Consider the following 19717-nt stretch of genomic DNA (forward strand, 5'->3'; position numbering starts at 1 on the left):
TTGAGATGGTTTTTAGCTTTTCTTATATGGAGTGATACTTTTTAAAACGTTCATAAATGGATCAACTCTTAAACTCCTTCTCAAGCTCTTCTATTCTTTGAATTATGCTCGCCTTTATCTTCTGCAGTATCTCTACAGGAGAAACGGGAAGATAAACATATCCAAGCCACCCACGCTGTATTAATTCTCTCCTGAGAAGACCCTTTCTATACAAACTGAGAACGTGAGCCCTTACGCTCCTCTCACTTATACCCAACTCTTTCTGAATCTCCCTTATTCTCATTCCTCTTTTTTTCTCAACCAAAAGTCTGTATATTCTAATCTCATTCTTCTTCAAACCTATTACTCGTAATAAGGCCTCGAGTTTTTCTAAGGCTTCTCCTGAATCCATAACTTCCCACCTACGAATGATCGGCTTCATATACAAATTCGTGTAAAGAAATTAAAAAGGTTTCCAAAATTAGGAATGCCAAAATGATATCACTCTGCCCATTCGTCATCTGGAATTGCCTCTCTTTTTGCAGGAATTATGCAGATGAACTCAAACGTCTCGGAGTCCTCATTTTTGTAGCCATGGGGCTCATTTGGAGGTATATAAATGTAACTGCCAGGAACAACCTTGAACCAGTTCTTGCCATCCTTAGTTAAGTACCCCTCACCCTTCACAACGAATATCTCATGCTCCCAGTCGTGCTGGTGAATTGGGATCTCTCCTCCCTTTTTGATTACAAAGTACCTCATTGCAAAGTTCTTTGCCCCAACCTTTGGGCTTATCAGCCATCTTATTGTCGTCTCTTTGGCATTTGGCACATCCTTTTCAGGGGTATCATTAATATGTCCAATGTACATTTTCGTACCACCGATGTATGCTTCCGAATGAGTGTATTTAAATGCTTCGCAAAGAATATTTAGATCAAATCTTGATTTTAACATGGTGATATACATGGAAATCCAAGAAGTAAAGGAGTTCAGCGTTGAAAACGTGTTCAACGATGTAGTGAGCATAAGTAGGTACCACAGAATCCAGGGGTCTCAGGGGATTGTGGATGCCGCCAAGTACGTTCTTAACAGGCTGGAGGAGATCGGAGTCGATGCAAAAATGATAACCGATGTATATGACGGAGAAAGATACCACCTGACACTCCCTTCCCCTATAGCGTGGGATATCATTGAAGGAGAGCTTAGCTATGAAAACAAAACCTTCACAACCAAGGATTCACCCCTTTTAGTAATGGCACACTCCCCACCTGGGGAGGCCGAAGGAGAAGTCTTACCAATTTTCAGCGAAGAAGACTTTGAGAAAGCTGAGGGAAAGATCGTTCTAGTCGGCGAAAAGTGGAGAGATTATTACAAAAAGGCCAACGAGGCCGGAGCAAAGGCTTTTATTGCCTACAGGAAGGGAACTGGAAATGCTTTTCCATACATCGGTCTCTTCTTGACTAAGAAAGATTTAGAGTGGGCAAAAATTCCAGCCCTCACAGTCCCAGAGAGCGTTGCGAGTGATATGATAGGAAAAGCTAAGAAGGGAGGAGTTAGGGTTAAGGTAAGGGTTGAAACTAAAATACTGACAAAAAGAGACCTTCCAATAGTTTATGCAAAGATCGGAGAGCCACCATATGTTCTCTTCTCAGCCCACATATGCCATCCAAAGCCCGGAGCAAACGACAACGCATCCGGTTCGGCTATGTTGATAGAGTTGGCAAGAATCCTCAGTAAAGTTGAGGGAAGAGTTGGGTTCGCATTCTTATGGATCCCGGAATACCATGGAACTCAGGCCTTCATTCCTAAGGTGAAGACTGAAGAGTTTTATGCAAACATAAACCTGGACATGGTTGGAGGTAGCGAAGATAGGGCCAACTCAACCATAATGCTCGTGAGAACTCCACTTTCAAGATTTTCGATAATCTCAGGAATAGCAGAGATGTTTATCGAGAAATACAATTCCGGAGGAAGTAGCTTCTCCGGATCTCCCTTACCCAGAATGAAGTTTAAGGCTTATCCATATGAGATGGGAAGTGACCACGACATATTCAACATCTTCTCTGTTCCGGGAATAATGCCAATAACCTGGCCAGACAACTACTACCACACCTCAGCGGATACTCCAGAAAAGCTGAGCCTTGAAAGCCTCTCTATAATAGGAAAGGCCGTGCTTTCGACTGCCATTTTCCTGGCAAAGGCAGAGAAAGATGAGTTGGAGAGAGTTGCAAGGGGATACACTATGAAATATCTAGGAGAGCTGGGAGTTGAGAGGAAAATAGAGGTGGCAGAAAGTTTTGTCATGGATGGATTAGCGAGGGATTCAAAATTCCTTGGTCTAAACATGGGGCATGAACTTGAAGAGGATGGATGGATAGTGTGGAAGGATAGGGGGATAATAAGCACAAAGAAGATCGAGTACATAAATGAAAAGCTCGCCAACAGGCTGAAGGACATCTATGAAGACGGGAGAATGACTATAGTCCACATACATGAGTTCTTAATGCTGAGTGAGAGAGTCAAAGAAGAAAAAGCATGGAAAGCATTGAGGGACGAATACGGGAAGATAAAGGAGGATAGAGTAAAAGAGGCAGTAAAGATACTAGAAGAACTGAATATAATCAGCCCCATGTGACATGCCTGTTTACGATATACCTTACTATAAACGAAAACACTATTCCAACGAGGTTCGCGAACAGGTAGTATACACCAAGGAAGAGTAAGACCCAGTATATTACGAACTGGACAACTGCTCCACTAAATGCCGCGAGGTGAAACTTCACTAACCTTGAAGCTAGGCTTCCCTTCTTTACATCTTTAAACGTCCACAAGTCATTCCATATGAAGTTGTTTATTATTGAAAGCTCCGTTGAAGGGATAACTGCCACCTCCTTCGAGAGGCCAAGCTTAACGAAGAGCCAAAGGAAGCCTTCATTAACGAGAATTCCAGAAAGACCAACTATAGAGAACTTAATTATCCTGTCGATCTCTCCCTCCCACTTCATTAACCTGTAGATGTGTCTCAGATAGTTGAGCATTGTTTTTCCCTTAAGCTTGCTCTTTCCAGTAAGTCTAGTTCCGAAAGTAAACGGCACTTCGACTACTTTTGAATAATTCCCTTTGATGAGGATCTCCATGAGTATCTTGAAACCGACCGGATTAAGCACTACACCTTCAACAACTTCTCTTTTCAATGCAAAGAATCCACTTACTGGATCCTTTATTGTTTTTATCTTGGGTAATGCAACCCTTCCTATCATAATAGCCGCCTTTGAAATAAGCTTTCTGTAGAGAGGCCAATTCTCTACCTTTCCCCCTTTTACATACCTACTGGCAATCGCTATATCGGCACCTTCCTCAATTTTCTTTAACAACGCTGGTATAACCTCTGGAGGATGTTGGAGGTCAGCATCCATAACAACTAGAACGTCTCCACTTGCTTCTTTGAACCCTCTTATTACGGCAGAAGACAATCCTCTTTCATTTATTCTCCTGATAACCTTGACAGGGTACTTTGAGGCCAATTCCTGGGCTTTTTCCCAAGTTTTATCTGGAGAATCATCGTCTACTATAATTATTTCATAATCATAATTTTTCAGCGCGTTATCTATTCTCGAGAAGAGCTCTTCAAGATTATCTCTTTCATTATAGGTAGGTATAACAACTGAGACTTTCATTATTATAGCACCTGAAAGTTAGAAAAAGAAAGCAAATTTAAGGCTTTCTAACGACAAAGAGGGCGTGGTCTTTTTCATATGGCTCAAGGTTAAGCCTCTCAACAACTTCAAAGTACTCACTTAGCTCTCTCTCAACATCCCTAAAGACTTCCTCTGGCTCCTTAGTAACATCAATGCTCCTGCTCTTTACGGCTATCATTCCATAGCCTCCCCTCTTTAGGTAGGCCTCAGCGTTGTCTATGAGTATCTTTGCCTGTGTTGGCTGAGCGACGTCCTCAAATATAACATCAACCTTAGTTACAAGGGCCCTATACTCCTCAGGCTTCGTGGCATCGCCGAGTATTGGCACTATGTTTTTCCTGTCTTCAACTATTGGGACGAGCTCTCTAAGAACTCTTGGAGAGAACTCTATTCCATATATTTTCCCTTCCCATCCGATTATGTCGCTCACGTGTGATGCCGTTGTACCGCTGGCTATTCCAAGGTAAAGAATCGTCTTTCCAGGTTTTATTGGAAAGTTTCTTAAACCATTCATTATTGCGGCTCCCAGCTTTGAACGGTGTGGGTTCCATATCCTATATTCTTCGCCCTCCCACTTGATTACCCTTTCACCATAAACTCTCTGCCCCGGAACAAGGTTCTTCGTTGCTATTTTCTCACTTCCATCCTCGTCAATAACTACATAAACTCCAGGGAACTTATGCCTCTTAATCTCAACCATTTACCTCACCTCTTACCTGGCTTCTTTTTCTTCTTTTTCTTTTTCTTCTTGTCCTTCCAGGGCTTCTTGCCTCTCCTCTCCTCTTTCTTTCTCTTTGGTGGCCTAGGATACTTCTCTTTTATCTCCCTGATCCTGGCTTCAAGTTCCTTTTTCAGCTCTTCCGCTATGTATTCACCTGAGAAGTAATCCACTCTCGCCGCTATAGCAAGCTTCCCTGCTAGGGCCCTGGCAATCTTACCTCTCTGCCACCATGGTGAGCGGTTTATTGCAGGATACTGATAAATTACTCCATGCTTTGGTGGCTTTGCTCCAGTTCTGAGATGCCTAAACAAGGCTTTTTCTGCACCTAGAACTTGTATCGTTGAGGATGGCATCATTGCAAGCTCTCTCAGGCCTCCAGCAAGACTAATAAGCCTGGCCGCAAGCTTTGCCCCCACAAGAGCCTTGAGGTTCGGAGCAACATCATCCATTGCCCTGTCAATATAATCTTCAAGCTCCCTTCTGAGCTTGTACAGCCTGTCAATCTCCTCAGCGAAGTCCTGAACAACCTTTATATCTGTCTCATCCATCCATGCACCCATGGTTTTCTCTTTTGCTTCAAGGATCTTCCTTATCTTCTCCTCACTAAGGCCAATCTCCTTTAACTTCTCTTCGTCTGCATTATCCCTATGCCCTATCGTTTTAACGAAGGCCACATACTGAGGATGCCTGGGGAGTATCTCATCAAGCTCTGGGAAGTGCAGAGAGTACCACTCCCTGAGCCTTGAAACTAGGAGATTTATGACCTTATCAATGTCATCAAGGGCTTCTATAGCCTGTATTACCATCTTATCCCTTGCACCGCTCTGCTCCTGGATTCTAAGCCTCGTTAAATCAACCCCGACCCTGTAATAATCTTCGAACCAGTTCTCTCCCAAGAATTCCTCCGGGTTGCTCCTTAGCCTCTCACCCGCTAAGTTGGGGAATTCTGTTGTTGCTGAATACCCAAGCTCCTTTGCCCTTCTGCTCAGCTCTGGATGTTCAAACACAAACTCATCATATCCCTTCTCCTTCAGCTCTTCCAAGAGAACCTCTAGATCCTTAACGAATTCCCCCTTAAGGAGCTTGTCAAGAACTTTTTCTGGCTTCTCTGTGAAGTACCTCTTTGCTATGAGCTTGCCGTTTTCGTCGAATGCATAAATACCCCGAACATTCTCAGCTATGAACGCCTTCATCATCATCACCAAGGACGCTTTTGAACTTCTCTAATTTGTGTCTTGATGGATGTTTAAAACACTTTAGCTATTCACCCAAATATGAAGCTTCCAAGGGAAACACAACTATGATAGTGAAGACTTAGCGAGCAATAGAACATAAGAAGATAAAAATTAAGTTTTGTCATCCTCACTCAAACCTTACCAAGGAGCTTAAGCATGTCCTCGCCATAGTGGAACAAGCCAGAGATTCCTCCTGTATGGACAAAAAGTATCTTCTCTCCAAGGTCACCCTTCTTTGCCCGGTCAATTAGCCCGTAGAATGCCTTTCCAGTGTAAACAGGATCCAAGAGTATTCCCTCCTTCGTCCCAACTAACCTTATAATTTCGGAAACTTCCCTCACTATCTTTCCATATGCACCAAAGCTGTAATCATATATCTCCGGAACCTCAACTTTAACCTTGACTCCTAACAATTCTGAAGTTTCTCTAAGCAAATCTTCAATTCTCTGAACCATTTTCTCTCCAAATAACCCCACTGCCATTCCGACAGGCCTGGTTTTCATCCCAGCCAATGCCAAGCCTAATGCCAGGCCAGCTATCGTTCCACCACTCCCAACGGCATCAACTATAGTATCAAACTCCAGCCCGAGAACTGCAGATTGTGTGGCGATCTCCCCAACCGCTCTAACGTAGCCCAAGGTTCCTATTGGAGAGGCTCCCCCAACTGGTATTATGTAGGGCCTCTTACCCTGCTCCCGAAGCTCTTCCGCAACCTCTTCCGCATATTTCATCAGCTCAAATGAATTTTCAGCTTCATATATTCTAGTCTCTACTCCCATGAGCTTATCGAGGAGGTAGTTGCCCCTAAGAACTTCCTTCCCCCTTAATACCAACACAGCATCAAGCCCAAGCTTTTTGGCAGCAAGGGCGGTAACAAAAGCATGATTAGAGTGTACGGCCCCCATTGTTATTACAACATCAGCTCCTTTTGCAAGGGCATCTCCGAGCAGGTATTCTAGTTTTCTAACTTTATTACCACCGATCCCCAAACCCGTTAGGTCATCCCTTTTTATATACACTTCCACTCCAAGCATTTCACTTACCTTGGGAAGATACTGAATCGGAGTTTCCCATGGTATCAGTTCAACTCTTGGAAACTTAGCAAGCAAGGAAGCTATTTTTGGGTGCATCACGATCACCACGCTTATATGAGAATCGAAAGGATAAAAGAATTTTGATGTCCCAAAGCTTAAATTACAAGAAAGCTCGAGCGGCGGCGGGCACGCCCGAGGGTGGGAACCCTCCACCGCTCCCTTCCACCGGAGCCTACCTCATCCCCGCACCCCCGCGAGCGTGCTCCGTGGCCCCTACCGCTGCTCCCTTCCGGGCCTTGCGGGGTTCAGGGCCTAAAGGGGGTTAGCGCGGCCCTTCAGCCGCGCCTCCCCCACCGGGCACCCCGCGGGACGAGGACTCATCGTTCGGCTCCGGCTTCCGGGAGCGGCTTCGGGAACCGCCCCTCGGGCTTCGGCCCCGGCATATCGGCGGTTTCCGGTTACAGGGGACGCCGAACCCCCCGGCCTAGCCCGCCGCCAAGCTACCTTTCGAGAATCTTCATTATAAATGTTTGGTTCATTGGGAAATTTACAAAATTTTGACCAAAATACTTTTAAGAGATTGTAACTAGGTTCTGTGGGTAAAATTCACGAACTTACATATATATGCTTAAATCATGCCGTTTCTAAAATCAATATTTACATAAATCTGTTTTTCAAGGGATTTATAACTCAATAATATCCAAGAAATTGTAAGAATATTAGCCAGCCTTGCAGTATAAACTGGACAATGTTTAAGTATCTCCAACAACGTTATCATGGGGAGAAAGAAGGCGATGACGACTGAATCCAATGCTGAGCTAATGCGATGATTGGCCCCAGAGTGGCCGAGCCTAGAGAGTTATCACCTCATAAACATTGTTCTCTAAATCTATGATCAACAATTTATTTGCCAGAGGCTCTCCATATCCCGTTATTAGCTTAACAACCTCAGCAACTTGGATACTGGCAACCACTCCAGCAGTTGCCCCAAGAATCGGGAATTTTCCCTTTTTTCTAACCCTGGGAAATATTTCCCTCAACCTCTTTGTCTTTCCGGGAATTATAGTTGTTACCTGCCCATAAAGCCCCTCAACGGCTCCATGAACAAGAGGGATGCCAACTCTATGAACGAAGTCATCAAGCAGATACCTAGTCTCAAAGTTATCAAGGCAGTCAACGACAATATCAACCCCCTTAAGAACATCATCTATGTTATCTTCACTTAATTTCCCAACAAAAGTCTCTATCTGAACATCTGAGTTGAACCTCTCAAGCTTCCACTTTGCCGAAATTGGCTTCGGATTCTTTCCAAGATCCTCCTCCCAGTGAAGGATTTGTCTGTTGAGATTACTAAGTTCTGGAACCTGTTCATCTATTAGGAGAATTCTCCCGACTCCAGCCGCCGTAAGGTAATAAGCAACGGGACTGCCCAATCCTCCAACTCCAACAACAGCGACCTTCGATTCTTTAAGCTTCTCTTGTCCTTCTCTTCCGAACAACATTATTTGCCTATCATACCTTTCAAGTTCCCTCTCACTCAGCATTTTCAATCTCCTCTAAAGCCTTCTTAAGCTCGTCATAAGCCTGTTCAAGGGACTCGGGTATCACCTTAGTGTCTGCTATAACTGGCATAAAGTTTGTGTCCCCGTTCCACCTGGGGACTATGTGGAGGTGAACGTGCCCATCTATCCCAGCACCTGCAACCTTCCCTATGTTAAATCCAAGATTGAATCCATCAGGTTTCATTACCTTCCTTATTGCCTTCATGATTAAGGCAGCAAGCTTCATGATTTCAAGCATCTCCTCATCCGTCAAATCCTCAATGCTTCTAACATGCCTATAAGGTGCAACCATTACATGACCGGGGTTGTAAGGATAATTGTTCATTATTATAAACGCGTGTTTCCCTCTGTAAAGGATGAGCCTTTCTTTATCCCTGTTCTCCTTTGGAAAGTCACAAAATATGCACCCCTCATGCTTAGGGGACCTTATATATTCAATCCTCCATGGAGCCCACAGTATCTTCATCTCACCACCCATTTAGGAACTCAAGGGCATTTTTAAAAGCTTTAGTCATGTGCACAAACCTTTTAAGCAGAACCCAATAGGATGAGCCGAAGGGGCGGCCGGCCAAGGCTGGCCGTCACCATAGGAGGTGGTGTGAATGGCGAGGATGCATGCTAGAAAAAGGGGTAAGAGCGGTTCAAAGAGACCTCCAAGGACTGCTCCCCCAATATGGCTCGAGTACACGGTAGAAGATATAGAGAGGCTTGTTGTAGAGCTAAGGAAGCAAGGTTACAGCACAGCAATGATAGGAACTATACTAAGAGATCAATATGGAATACCAACCGTTAAGCTGTTTAAGGATCCAGACAACCCAAACAGAAACTTAACGATAACTAGGATATTAGAGAAGTACGGCCTAGCTCCAGAGATACCTGAGGACCTCATGTTCCTAATCAAGAGAGCCGTAAATCTGAGGAAGCACCTCGAGCAACATCCAAAGGATCTTCACTCAATGCGCGGTCTACAGCTCATAGAGAGTAAGATAAGGAGGCTTGTGAAGTACTACAAGAGGAAGGGCAAACTACCTAAGGACTGGCGTTACGATCCAGAGCAAGCAAAGCTTCTTGTCCGCTGATTCCTATTATTTCCTTTGGTGTTTTTTATGGACAAGGAGGGATTTTTGGGAAAAGTTAAGGAAGCAGTTGAAATCGTTAAGGTCCACATTGAGTTAGGACACACCATCAGGATAATCTCCCATAGGGACGCAGACGGAATAACGGCGGCAGCAATTCTCGTTAAGGCACTTACAAGGGAGGGTGCAGATGTTCATGTCTCAATAGTCAAGCAGGTAAGTGAAGAGCTAGTTAAGGAACTTAGAAATGAGGACTACAAGATATTAATATTCTCCGATTTAGGAAGTGGGAGTATAAACCTAATAAGACAATACTTATCCGACAAAACTGTTGTTATTCTAGACCACCATCCACCTGAAACTACTGAAACACATGACAAGCATATCCTCGTGAATCCAGTGCCCTTTGGAGCAAACAGCGTTAGGGATCTCAGCGGTTCTGGAGTTACTTATTTCTTTGCCAAAGAGCTTAACGAAGTAAATAAGGATCTAGCTTACATAGCCATCGTAGGTGCAGTTGGGGATATGCAAGAAAATGACGGTGTATTTCACGGCATGAACCTTGATATAATAGAAGATGGGAAATCCTTGGGAATTCTTGAAGTGAGAAAGGAGTTAAGGCTGTTTGGGAGGGAAACAAGGCCCCTCTATCAAATGCTCGCCTATGCAACAAATCCAGAGATTCCGGAAATAACAGGAGATGAGAGAAAAGCGATAGAGTGGCTAAGAAACAAGGGATTCAATCCCGACAAGAAATACTGGGAGCTGAGCGAGGAGGAGAAGAAGAAACTTCACGATCTACTTGTTATTCATATGATAAAGCACGGAGCAGGCAAAGAAGAAATAGACAGATTAATAGGGGACGTTGTAATAAGCCCACTCTATCCGGAGGGCGATCCAAGGCATGAAGCTAGAGAATTTGCCACGCTTCTCAATGCAACGGGAAGACTGAATCTAGGAAACCTCGGAGTTGCAGTGTGCCTCGGAGATGAAGAGTCATTCAAAAAAGCTATGAAGATGGTCGAAGAGTACAAAAAAGAGCAAATTGAAGCGAGAAAGTGGCTGATACAGAACTGGAACACCGAAGTATGGGAAGGGGAAAACGTCTACATCCTTTATGTTGGCAACAACATCAGGGACACACTTGTTGGAATAGCCGCGAGCATGGCAATAAACGCAGGGCTAGCAAATCCAGAAAAGCCAGTAATAGTCTTTGCAGATACTCCAGAAGATCCAAATCTCCTAAAAGGCTCAGCCAGAACCACAGAAAAAGCAATAGCAAAAGGTTATCATTTAGGTGAAGCTCTCAGAAAGGCCGCAGAGATTGTGGGAGGGGAAGGAGGGGGACATGCAATAGCCGCTGGAATTAGGATACCAAAAGCGAGACTTGCAGAGTTCAGAAAGCTGATAGATAGGCTACTTGGGGAGCAGGTGAAAAAGGATGAAGATAAAAGCTGAGGTAGAGTTTGTATGGGAATATGAAGATGAGAGAATCGCTGAAGCAATTGCGAAAGCCGTAAACGTTGATAACATTTCAATTCCCGAAGGACTTAAGAAAAGTTTAAATTTAGTTACATTCCCCGAAGGAGCGAGGGTAATAACAAAAGTTAAATATGATGGGGAGATTGAGACCCTCATAGTTGCTCTCGATGATTTAATATTCGCGATCAAAGTTGCTGAGGAGGTGTTATGATGGCAGCTAAGAGGAGAGTAACCGCGACAAGAGATAAATGGAAGCTCAAGCAGTGGTATATCATTTACGCTCCAGACTTCTTTGGAAATGTTGAAGTTGGATTGACCCCAGCAGATGATCCAGAGAAGGTCCTCAACAGAGTTATCGAGGTAACTCTCAGAGATGTTACGGGAGAGTTCTCCCCAAAGGCCGGCTACATTAAGCTATACTTCCAAGTTTATGACGTCAAGGGGCAGAATGCCTACACCAAGTTTAAGGGCATGAAGCTCGCAAGGCACTACATAAGGTCAATCGTTAGAAGGAGAACCACAAGAATAGATGGAATATTTAACATAACAACAAAAGACGGCTACAAGTTAAGAGTCATGGCAATGGCAATTGCTATGAGAAGGATACAGACAAGCCAAGAGAGAGCTATAAGAAAGATCATGCAGGACATAATATATAAGAAGGCTGCAGAGCTCAACTTCAAGGACTTCGTTCTAGAAGCTGTAAACGGGAAGATAGCTGCAGAGATAGCAAAAGAGGCAAAGAAGATATACCCGCTCAAGAATTCAGAGATTAGAAAGATAAAGGTTCTAGAGGAGCCAGAGGAAGTAGCAGCTTAGGGCTAAATAATTTCAAATTTTGAAATTTTGCTCACGAATACCACATCTGCCTCTTCTATATCTTTAATCCTCTTCAAAAATTCGTTGACTTTCTCTTCAGCACCATGCAAGTCCTTCGGAACTAATAAATGAACTAGGAGGTTATATTTCCCGATACCCTTCTCTATAACCTTGACGTATTCAATATCCGCGATATCATTAATGACATCGTCGACATCGATGAGAGGCTTAAGCTTAATGAGGACTATCGCATACATATAGCCAAGTTTTTCAAAATCAGGCAATATTGTAAATTTTCTAATAACTCCAAGTTTTTTCAATTTCTCCATCCTTCTTGCAATCCTTTGTCTCGTTGTACCAAGTATTTCAGCCAATTCTCTATAAGTAAGCCGAGAATTCTGAGATAACACCTTAATTAACTGCAAATCAACCTTATCAATTTTCCTCATACGCCCACCCTTTCTGATGAAGAATTGGCAATATAAAAACGTTTCGGAAGATTTCCAACATTCCAAAGTTAATACAGCGTCACAAATCTCTTGTTGAATATTTTCTAATTGTTTGTCTCAAAGCACTTTCAAGATCAACTTCGAAATAGTTGGCTATACAAATTAGTGCAAAAAGAACATCACCAAGCTCTTCCTCAAGCTTAGCACGACTCTTCTTTCCCTTTACCCCCTCAAAAGATAAAATAACATCAGCAAGCTCCCCAACTTCCTCAACCAACGCAGTAAGCATCTGTGATGGAGTCCAGTAGCCTCCCATTTTCTTTATAAGCTCGTCAACGTCTTTCTGAAGCTTCATACCCCCAAATCCTCCAGCATTGCATTCAAGTACTCCCTAAGCTTCTCCTTATTTGTTCTATAAAATCTAAGCTTACCCTCCTTCTTCTCCTCCAATAAGCCGAGATCCTTTAATATCCTAAGGTGATGGCTAACCAGGGTTTGATCAACCTCTAACGCCTCAGCTATCAAACAAACACACATCCACCTGTTCATGAGCATCTTCAAAATTCCATACCTAATGGGATTCGAAAGTATCTTCAAGAACCTACCAACCTCATTTCTCGGATAAATTTCAATCTCCTCATCCATATCAAAGAGGTTGCACCTTTCAAGACAGCCCATAACAGTCTTCCTCTGCCTCTCACTAAGCTTTTCAATAAGTTCCCTAACCTTCACCACGACCACCAACATAAAGTGTTAAACCAAAGGTATAAAAAATTTGTTTCACTTGAAGTACACAAACATACCAAAAGATTTTCAACACAGAATTCTAAAATCAAGGGGGGAGAAAAGTGGAGGTACTCGAGTTTACCGTAAAGCATAGGGACTGGAATGTGGGAGATGAAGTGAAAGAATTCACAAATGAAAACATAGCAAGCTTCCTTGCAAAGGTCTCAAACACTGTTCTAGATAAATTTCCCCAATACCTAACAGAAAAAATTGACATTGATGGGTTGCTAACACTAAAACCAGAAGGAACAGTTGAAGAAAGGTTAAAGCTACTGAAATCCCCTGGAACATCTAGAAAGATTGGAAGCTACGTAATTGAAGATGACAAAAAACTGAAAAAGCTCCTCGTCGATGTCGCTAAGGCCGTCCTCGTCAGAGAAAGCCTGAAGGACGTTCTGCCAATAGAATTCGCCCTAGGGAAAATAGAAGAAATGAAAATAAGACCCAGGTACGAGGAAGACCACATAAACTTTACAGCAAAGTACGGGAGATGGATAGTTGTTAAGAGGCTAATAATAGACGAAAAGACTCCCCTCCTAGATATAGCAAGATTGCTGGCCAGCATAAACGAAACTGCAATAAATAAAATCCCTGAATTCGCGGGAATAGAAATAAAAGACATTAAGGAGCACTTTAAGGAATTCAAGAGAGTAAGAAAGGACGAAGACATAAAAAGGCTCGTTGAAAAATTCAACGAGTTCCAGCCCAAAAACAGCTTCGAAAGTAGATACGCCGTGAGTATTATGCTCTCAAAGTTAAACTTAACAATAGACCCTCCCGCAAAGAATCTTGAGAAATACCTAGAAAAGGCGGGATGAGGAAGCCGAGGACACCTGAAAGGATGATGACTCTTCGCTTCGCCGACCGGTGGTGATAAAGTGTCTCTCCTCTCCTACCTAATATTCTTTGCATATGCCCCAGCATTAGCATTCCTCTGGTACTTCTACCACCAAGATAGGCTAGAACCCGAGCCAAAGAGAGTCGTTATAGGAACCTTTATCCTGGGAGGAAGCCTTTCCATTGCAGTAGCAATCCTTCTAGAGAGCATCCTAGTCCCAAGATGGTTTACAACAATTCCAGCCCTCCTCCCGGCGACGTTCTTCTACACGGCGCTGGTTGCAGGACTCGTTGAAGAACCCTCAAAGGCAATAGCAATAAAGTACGCATACAATACTGGAAACCTCTTCGGAATAATGGATGGAGTCGTTTATGGAGTTGCTGCGGGATTAGGATTCGCCGCCACCGAGAACCTTCTCTATGGCCTGGGTTATGGTCTCGGAGTTACAATTCAAAGAGCCCTGCTAACTCCATTTGCACATGCAACTTGGAGCGCAATAGTTGGGGTAGGATATGGACTAAAGGCCGAAGGAAAGATCAACAGCGTTTTACCATACTTCACGCTGGCTATGTTGCTACACTTCCTATGGGACTACTTCGCATTCCTCTCAACTGTTGTTCCCATATACTCAATCCTCGTATGGTTCCTACTGTTCCTCAACTTTCTAATACTTAGGAGGTTGATAATCTTAGGGAAGATTGAGGATATGCAAAGATACTGGTGGTACAAACTCCTGGGTGGGAGAAAATGGTGAACATCGAAGAAGCCTTAATGGAAGTTAGACCCTATGTTGAGTACTACTCAAAATTAAGAGAAATAGCACTAAAACTTTCTAAAGAAGCAAAAAATCTTGAAGATCTGATAAACCTACTCGAGAAAGAGGAAGAAAGAGCTGAGGAACCCTTTAAGACAGATATAAGGATACTAATAAACCATCTAAGAGCAGTACCTCCGCGTACTTAAGGATAAAGCCCTAAACCTCAGGTGATGCGGACTTCATCACGTCTCAGCCGGTTGATCCATCATCATAGGTTATATTATCTCCTTGACTCTGCCCTCTATTGCGAAGATGTTGATTGCTCAATACACGTTATTAGCCAAAATAATTTAAGGTTAACCTGATAATATTTGAATGTCCGATGATGGCAACAGGGTAGCTGCCGAGCTGATGAGGAAGCCGTTCCAGACTGAGGAGGAAAAGATTTTATTTCTATGAAATAATTTTCCAAAGGGTGATGCTCATGTACATGGCCGAATTCAAGCTTAGGTTTGGAAACAAAAAGTGGTACGTTAGAAGGATAGTTGAAGCCGAGAGTTACGAAAAGGCCGTAGAGATAGCTAAGAGGTATGCAGAACTGATGAACAAAGGAGAAGTAAAATGGGAGCTTGCCGATGTTTATGAGGCAACAAGGCCGTTAATGATTGGAGAAGAAGAACTCAAAAAGCTCGAGTAAGTTCTCCCACAAGATTCTTTCTCATTAGGTCCCTAACATCTTCTACTTTTCTTGTGTGCCCAAGTATCCACATAAGTTTCGTCACCGTAGCCTCCTTAGTCATGTCACCGGCCGGAATTATACCTGCCTTAAGGGCCATTCTGCCAACTTTATATCTAGTTAAATCTACCCCATCATAGACAGCCTGAGTTGTCATCACTATAGGAATCTCCCTGGAGGCCTCAGAAATTGTGCTTAATAAATCACTATTCCTATAGGGAATTCCTCCAGCTCCATATCCCTCCAAAATAATTCCCTTGTATCCAAGCTCTATAGCACTCCTTATTATATCCCCCGAGAGTCCGGGGATTAACTTGAGAACTAGAACCTTAGGCTCATACCTAGTATCTAGCCTCACTTCACCCTTACTTACCTCAGGAACGTGGAGAACTTCTAGTTTTCCCGAGGATAGCTTAGCTATTGTTGGATAGTTTATGCTTTCAAAGGCATCAAAGTGCATAGTCCGAACCTTTGATGTCCTTACTCCAAGCATAACTTTCCCATTGAATGCCACATAAATACCTCTTATTCCAGTTTCAATGAACTTCAAGGCCGTGAACAGGTTGAGGGGAGCATCACTATTCTCCTCCGTCATAGGAATCATTGAACCAGTCAAAACTATGGGGATTGGAGGGTTCCTAATCATAAATGAAAGCATCGAAGCAGTATAAGCTAAAGTATCGGTACCATGAGTTATTACAACCCCATCGAACTCCCCAATTTTATCGTAAATAGTTTCTGCTAGGAGAGACCAATCAGAAGGCTGGATTAAAGTGCTATCAACGTTCATCAGATCCAAAAATTCTATTTCGTGACTTACTCTAATACCTGAGAGTTTTAATATCTCATTCGCTGAGAGGGCACTTTCATACCCCTCTTTACCTTTAATGCTAGCAATAGTACCACCCATTCCAATCATGAGAATCTTCATTTAATCACCAATTGAAATAACAAACCTCAAATTTAGAATTTTTGGCAAATTATTTATAAAAAATGAAATAAAAAATTGTCAAAATGTCAGCATTTAAAGGTAACTTCGAATATCATAAATCTTCTCACAAGGGGATTTGGATAAAGCTCCCATTCCAAACATGTCGGAGGCTTGAACTTCACCTCCCCGTATAAGCCTCCTTCCCTAGGGTCTAGACTCTTCCCTACTATCGTATCCTCTCTAATCTCAACCTCCATATACCTTGGAAGTCCAACAATTACATGACCTTTCTCTTGGGCCTCTTTAAGAGCCCACATTGCCGAATATATACCAGAGTATATTTCAGCTATTCTGACGGGAACACTACTTTTTCCGATGGCCAATACTTCTATACCAGTTTCCTCCCAGAACTTCTTAGCCAATGGTTGCAAGTCCTTCGAAAGATCCTTCCAAACTTCCTTTCCCCTGTCAGATATCTCAAGAGCATCAATGGTTGGCTCATCTAGCTTCCTAACCTCTATCCCACCAAGTGTTGAGTCCAAGTGAACGACGTCAGGCCTAACTTTCCTTGCAAGCTCTATGGCCAACTTAAGTTCATCTCTTATAGCCTGTCTCCCAGTTAAATCATAGTTGTAAGGATCAGCATACTGCACGATTACCTCCTTTGCAGTTCTATACGGCTTTTCAACAAGAACGGCGACAGTAGCTATCAGACCTATCGGCTGGAAAGCATCGTCAAGTACAGCTCCTCCAGTATCAGCTGCTACTATTCTCATTTCCCAACCCCCTGAAAGCGTTAATTGGCAATTACTTAAGCATTTTGAAAACAAAAATTAATATGATGAAGCAGTATGGAGACCGTAAAGTTTGTCATAGGGAGTTATATCAAAGATCTATGCGAAGGACTTAGGATAATGAACGTCAAGGGAATTGCGTACTTAGTGATTGGGGAGCACGAATACCCTCTTATAGAGGGAATAATCCCGCCAACGATTCAAGTTTACCTTAGGGATGGACATCTGACCTTTTATTCGTTCTGGAGAGAAAAAGAGGAGGAGCATGAAGCATTCATAAGAGTTGCGTTAACAAAGATTCATATGCTTAATGATACTCTATACGTAGAACCACATGGAGCTCTAGAAAACTTTGATGCTTCCGTGGTCATAAAATTAAAAGCCCCGAAAGAAATAATAAGGCTATTAAAGGAGCTAGTAGAGGAGGAAAAGCTTTGGACAAAAGATGAAAACTGTGAGATAGCCTCCACGTATTTAGAGGATTACCTTAAAAGAAAAAGGAAGAGATGATGAACTTGGCCGCTTCCCGAGTGGTGAGGGATAAACTCCGGTACTGATCTAAATTGCAAACTCAAAGAACCTGTCGACATTTCCTCTATATACCTTAATATACCTCTTTGCAGACTTTTCCCAGGTAAAGCTCCTAGCTCTTCTCCTACAATTCTCCCTCAATTCTTCTATAACCTCTGGCTTCTCTTTATAAAGTGAATACAACTTTAGTATTCCATTTGCCAAGGCCCATGGATCACCTGGAGGAACTAGGAGACCAGTTGCAGTGTGAGGTTCTCTATCAAGGCTTATTATAGTGTCCCTAAGTCCCCCAACGGAGGAGGCTATTGGAATAGCTCCAAGACACATAGCCTCGAGCTGAACCAGACCAAAAGGCTCGAAGTACGAGGGTATAACGACAAAATCAACGGAACCATAAATCTCTCTGACGAACTCTCTAGAGAGCATCTCGGTAATAACGGCTATATTGTTATATGTTCCTGCCAGATTCTTCGCCCAGTTTTCAAGCTCAGGATCTCCCTTTCCAATGATTATAAACCTCATATCCCTAAATTCTTCTCTCTTGCTAAGAATCTCTATCGCCCTAAGGAGAACGTCAACTCCCTTTTGCCCTCTGTCAAACCTTCCAATGAACATAAAGGCAATCCCCGGTTCAAGACCCAGCTTCTTTAATAGTTTATCTCTTCTCTCCTCCCTAGAACCTTCAAGAAACTCTTCGCTCCAGAAGCTACAGTCTATTCCATTAAAAACATATGTAACTTTGCCATCAAAATTTCTGAAGAACCCCCACTCATCCAGCAGATACCCTTTGCTCACAGTTGTCACTAAGTCCGCGATGTATCCTCCAGTATGTTCCGGATCGAGATCAGGATAAGGAGCCAGCTCTGATAAATTAGCCTCATGGAAGTAATAGGCAGGAACTTTTGCCTTGTTAAGCCTATGAATTGTAAAAACAGACCTAATGTTGAAATACTTTTTAATTAATGCACCGGCAAATACAGTATGCCAATCGTGAAAGTGCACAACATCTGGAAGCTCTTCCTCTTTTAAAAGCTCATTTAGTAGGAGAACACTCGCCTTTCCGAATATAACAGACTTCCTAAGTAGGCCATCCCATCCTGGTCCATAAACATCCGTGGAATCCAACAAACTTCCTCCAATCCTATATATCCTTAAACTTCCATCTTCCTCCTTGTGTACCTTAACTTCATGAGTCTCCCCAAATGCCTTTACCCTTCCAATAGGCTCACCCTGATAGCGGCCATGAGAGGGTGTAAAGACTATAACCTCATTTCCCAAAGAGGCCAAGGCTCTTGAGATGTATGTCAAAGCTTCAGCAAGGCCCCCAACTTTTATTGGGAGGTACTCAAATCCCAGCAATAGAACCTTCATTTTTCAACACCGATAGAGATACAGAAGAACTGCTTATAGCCTTTCCCTAAAGTTAATAAATTGAAATCCAAATGGTGGAGCGATGAGAACAGGGTACATCCTAGTATTTTTGGCCGCAGCCATGTGGGGAACACTCGGAATCTTTGCAAAATTCCTGTACCAGTTCAACCTCTCAACATACACAATAGTCTTTTACAGGGTCACCTTTGCTCTAATGTTCCTCTTTGTTTATCTGAAGATAAAAGGAACTCCCGTTTTAATCCCAAGAGAAAGGTTGAAATTCTACATTGCTTTTGCCTTCTTCAGCATATTCCTATTTTACTCCCTCTATTTCTACACCGTTAAGATATCCTCTGTATCGTTCGCCGTGCTAATGCTCTACACGGCCCCTGCATATTCAGTCGTATTTGGAAGGATAATATTCAAAGAGAAGATAACTCCAATGAAGTTATTGGCAGTAGCATTAGTCATAGGGGGAGTCTTGCTACTAAACACCGACTCATTCAATTTTTCAACGCTGGCTATATTTGCAGGACTAGCAAGTGGGCTGACCTACGCACTTTATGGTGTATTTGCGAAAATGGCAGTAAAAAAGGAAGAACCAGAAAGGGCTCTCTTCAACGTTCTGCTCATAGGGGCGATATTTCTACTTCCCTTCGTGGACTTCAAGGTGCCACTTAAGGCAATTCCTTATCTACTTGCACTAGCCTTCTTCCCAACATTCCTTGGCTATGTGCTATATAACACGGCCCTAAAGAGCGTTGAAATAAGTAGAGCTTCAGTTATAGCTACAATAGAGCCAGTCGTAGCAATGACACTGGCCTTCGTAATATTTGGGGAAAAGCTAAGCCTAATTCAGTTAATTGGAGCGGGGATGATAATAACGGGGGCAATGATAGTTCAAGCCAAAACCTAAAT

The 19717-nt window shown here is 42.9% G+C and carries 25 protein-coding genes and 1 other RNA gene; 11 read left to right on the plus strand and 15 right to left on the minus strand.

Features of this window, described 5'->3' with window-relative positions:
• Positions 1–61 precede the first annotated feature (61 nt).
• Entirely contained in the window at positions 62–391 is a 330-nt protein-coding gene (locus PY04_RS00645; RefSeq protein ID WP_014733252.1) for a transcriptional regulator, read from the minus strand.
• Positions 392–480: 89 nt separating this feature from the next.
• On the minus strand, positions 481–849 hold the full coding sequence (locus PY04_RS00650; protein ID WP_014733253.1) for a cupin domain-containing protein: 369 nt from the start codon (positions 847–849) through the stop codon (positions 481–483).
• A gap of 94 nt (positions 850–943) precedes the next feature.
• Here PY04_RS00650 and PY04_RS00655 point away from each other — a divergent pair, with 94 nt between their 5' ends.
• Positions 944–2614 carry a DUF4910 domain-containing protein gene (locus PY04_RS00655; RefSeq protein ID WP_048055854.1) on the plus strand — a complete coding sequence of 557 codons (1671 nt, stop codon included), beginning with the start codon at positions 944–946 and terminating at the stop codon, positions 2612–2614.
• On the opposite strand, the gene PY04_RS00660 is transcribed toward PY04_RS00655, so the two are convergent.
• The 7 genes from PY04_RS00660 to PY04_RS00685 all read right to left on the minus strand — a co-directional run bounded on the left by PY04_RS00660 (position 2601) and on the right by PY04_RS00685 (position 8695).
• Positions 2601–3656, minus strand: a complete 1056-nt coding sequence (locus PY04_RS00660) for a glycosyltransferase (protein WP_014733255.1) — start codon at positions 3654–3656, stop codon at positions 2601–2603. The two genes, PY04_RS00655 and PY04_RS00660, sit on opposite strands and share 14 nt — an antisense overlap.
• Positions 3657–3693: 37 nt before the next feature.
• Complete coding sequence (locus PY04_RS00665) at positions 3694–4377, minus strand: fibrillarin-like rRNA/tRNA 2'-O-methyltransferase (RefSeq protein WP_048055855.1); 684 nt, start codon at positions 4375–4377, stop codon at positions 3694–3696.
• 5 nt (positions 4378–4382) lie between these two features.
• Positions 4383–5591 carry a hypothetical protein gene (locus tag PY04_RS00670; protein WP_014733257.1) on the minus strand — a complete coding sequence of 403 codons (1209 nt, stop codon included), beginning with the start codon at positions 5589–5591 and terminating at the stop codon, positions 4383–4385.
• A 173-nt stretch (positions 5592–5764) separates the two neighbouring features.
• Complete coding sequence (locus PY04_RS00675) at positions 5765–6763, minus strand: pyridoxal-phosphate dependent enzyme (protein WP_014733258.1); 999 nt, start codon at positions 6761–6763, stop codon at positions 5765–5767.
• A gap of 84 nt (positions 6764–6847) precedes the next feature.
• An RNA gene (gene ffs, locus PY04_RS09425) (signal recognition particle sRNA) lies at positions 6848–7162 on the minus strand.
• Positions 7163–7518: 356 nt separating this feature from the next.
• Positions 7519–8211 (minus strand): ThiF family adenylyltransferase, encoded by a 693-nt coding sequence (locus PY04_RS00680; protein ID WP_014733259.1) that lies wholly within the window; start codon positions 8209–8211, stop codon positions 7519–7521.
• The gene (locus PY04_RS00685; protein WP_014733260.1) at positions 8201–8695 is read right to left on the minus strand and encodes an HIT domain-containing protein; all 495 of its coding nucleotides are present in this window, start codon (positions 8693–8695) and stop codon (positions 8201–8203) included. The genes PY04_RS00680 and PY04_RS00685 overlap by 11 nt, the downstream gene beginning before the upstream one ends.
• 136 nt (positions 8696–8831) lie before the next feature.
• Here PY04_RS00685 and PY04_RS00690 point away from each other — a divergent pair, with 136 nt between their 5' ends.
• From PY04_RS00690 to PY04_RS00705, 4 genes are read left to right on the plus strand one after another with little or no spacing between them, the layout of a single operon-like run.
• Positions 8832–9308, plus strand: a complete 477-nt coding sequence (locus PY04_RS00690) for a 30S ribosomal protein S15 (RefSeq protein WP_014733261.1) — start codon at positions 8832–8834, stop codon at positions 9306–9308.
• Positions 9309–9335: 27 nt separating this feature from the next.
• Positions 9336–10763, plus strand: coding sequence for a DHHA1 domain-containing protein (locus PY04_RS00695; RefSeq protein ID WP_014733262.1), 1428 nt, complete (start codon positions 9336–9338; stop codon positions 10761–10763).
• Complete coding sequence (locus PY04_RS00700) at positions 10747–10998, plus strand: KEOPS complex subunit Pcc1 (RefSeq protein ID WP_014733263.1); 252 nt, start codon at positions 10747–10749, stop codon at positions 10996–10998. Before PY04_RS00695 ends, PY04_RS00700 begins: the two co-directional genes overlap by 17 nt.
• Positions 10998–11606, plus strand: coding sequence for a 30S ribosomal protein S3ae (locus tag PY04_RS00705; RefSeq protein ID WP_014733264.1), 609 nt, complete (start codon positions 10998–11000; stop codon positions 11604–11606). Before PY04_RS00700 ends, PY04_RS00705 begins: the two co-directional genes overlap by 1 nt.
• Positions 11607–11608: 2 nt before the next feature.
• On the opposite strand, the gene PY04_RS00710 is transcribed toward PY04_RS00705, so the two are convergent.
• From PY04_RS00710 to PY04_RS00720, 3 genes are all read right to left on the minus strand, one after another.
• Positions 11609–12055, minus strand: a complete 447-nt coding sequence (locus PY04_RS00710; protein ID WP_014733265.1) for an Lrp/AsnC family transcriptional regulator — start codon at positions 12053–12055, stop codon at positions 11609–11611.
• Between the two features lie 79 nt (positions 12056–12134).
• On the minus strand, positions 12135–12410 hold the full coding sequence (locus PY04_RS00715; RefSeq protein ID WP_014733266.1) for a nucleotide pyrophosphohydrolase: 276 nt from the start codon (positions 12408–12410) through the stop codon (positions 12135–12137).
• Positions 12407–12787 carry a helix-turn-helix transcriptional regulator gene (locus PY04_RS00720; RefSeq protein ID WP_014733267.1) on the minus strand — a complete coding sequence of 127 codons (381 nt, stop codon included), beginning with the start codon at positions 12785–12787 and terminating at the stop codon, positions 12407–12409. Before PY04_RS00720 ends, PY04_RS00715 begins: the two co-directional genes overlap by 4 nt.
• A gap of 116 nt (positions 12788–12903) precedes the next feature.
• On the opposite strand from PY04_RS00720, the gene PY04_RS00725 reads away from it, so the two are divergent.
• The 4 genes from PY04_RS00725 (at position 12904) to PY04_RS00740 (ending at position 15133) form a co-directional block, all read left to right on the plus strand.
• The gene (locus PY04_RS00725; protein WP_014733268.1) at positions 12904–13659 is read left to right on the plus strand and encodes a DUF2666 family protein; all 756 of its coding nucleotides are present in this window, start codon (positions 12904–12906) and stop codon (positions 13657–13659) included.
• A 60-nt stretch (positions 13660–13719) separates the two neighbouring features.
• On the plus strand, positions 13720–14433 hold the full coding sequence (locus tag PY04_RS00730; protein WP_014733269.1) for a PrsW family intramembrane metalloprotease: 714 nt from the start codon (positions 13720–13722) through the stop codon (positions 14431–14433).
• Positions 14427–14642 carry a hypothetical protein gene (locus PY04_RS00735; protein WP_014733270.1) on the plus strand — a complete coding sequence of 72 codons (216 nt, stop codon included), beginning with the start codon at positions 14427–14429 and terminating at the stop codon, positions 14640–14642. Before PY04_RS00730 ends, PY04_RS00735 begins: the two co-directional genes overlap by 7 nt.
• Positions 14643–14920: 278 nt before the next feature.
• On the plus strand, positions 14921–15133 hold the full coding sequence (locus PY04_RS00740; RefSeq protein ID WP_014733271.1) for a hypothetical protein: 213 nt from the start codon (positions 14921–14923) through the stop codon (positions 15131–15133).
• Here PY04_RS00740 and PY04_RS00745 read toward each other — a convergent pair.
• Positions 15117–16103, minus strand: coding sequence for an asparaginase (locus PY04_RS00745; RefSeq protein ID WP_014733272.1), 987 nt, complete (start codon positions 16101–16103; stop codon positions 15117–15119). The two genes, PY04_RS00740 and PY04_RS00745, sit on opposite strands and share 17 nt — an antisense overlap.
• A gap of 86 nt (positions 16104–16189) precedes the next feature.
• Positions 16190–16879, minus strand: a complete 690-nt coding sequence (locus tag PY04_RS00750; protein ID WP_014733273.1) for a DUF4152 family protein — start codon at positions 16877–16879, stop codon at positions 16190–16192.
• A 75-nt stretch (positions 16880–16954) separates the two neighbouring features.
• On the opposite strand from PY04_RS00750, the gene PY04_RS00755 reads away from it, so the two are divergent.
• Entirely contained in the window at positions 16955–17407 is a 453-nt protein-coding gene (locus PY04_RS00755) for a hypothetical protein (protein WP_048055856.1), read from the plus strand.
• Positions 17408–17455: 48 nt separating this feature from the next.
• Here the strand turns inward: PY04_RS00755 and PY04_RS00760 are convergent, their stop codons facing one another.
• Entirely contained in the window at positions 17456–18799 is a 1344-nt protein-coding gene (locus PY04_RS00760; RefSeq protein ID WP_014733275.1) for a glycogen/starch synthase, read from the minus strand.
• Positions 18800–18881: 82 nt separating this feature from the next.
• Between PY04_RS00760 and PY04_RS00765 the strand changes: the two genes are divergently transcribed.
• Positions 18882–19715 (plus strand): carboxylate/amino acid/amine transporter, encoded by an 834-nt coding sequence (locus PY04_RS00765; RefSeq protein ID WP_014733276.1) that lies wholly within the window; start codon positions 18882–18884, stop codon positions 19713–19715.
• The last annotated feature ends 2 nt before the right edge of the window (positions 19716–19717 follow it).

Source organism: Pyrococcus sp. ST04 (genome assembly GCF_000263735.1).
Taxonomy (GTDB): Archaea; Methanobacteriota_B; Thermococci; order Thermococcales; family Thermococcaceae; genus Pyrococcus.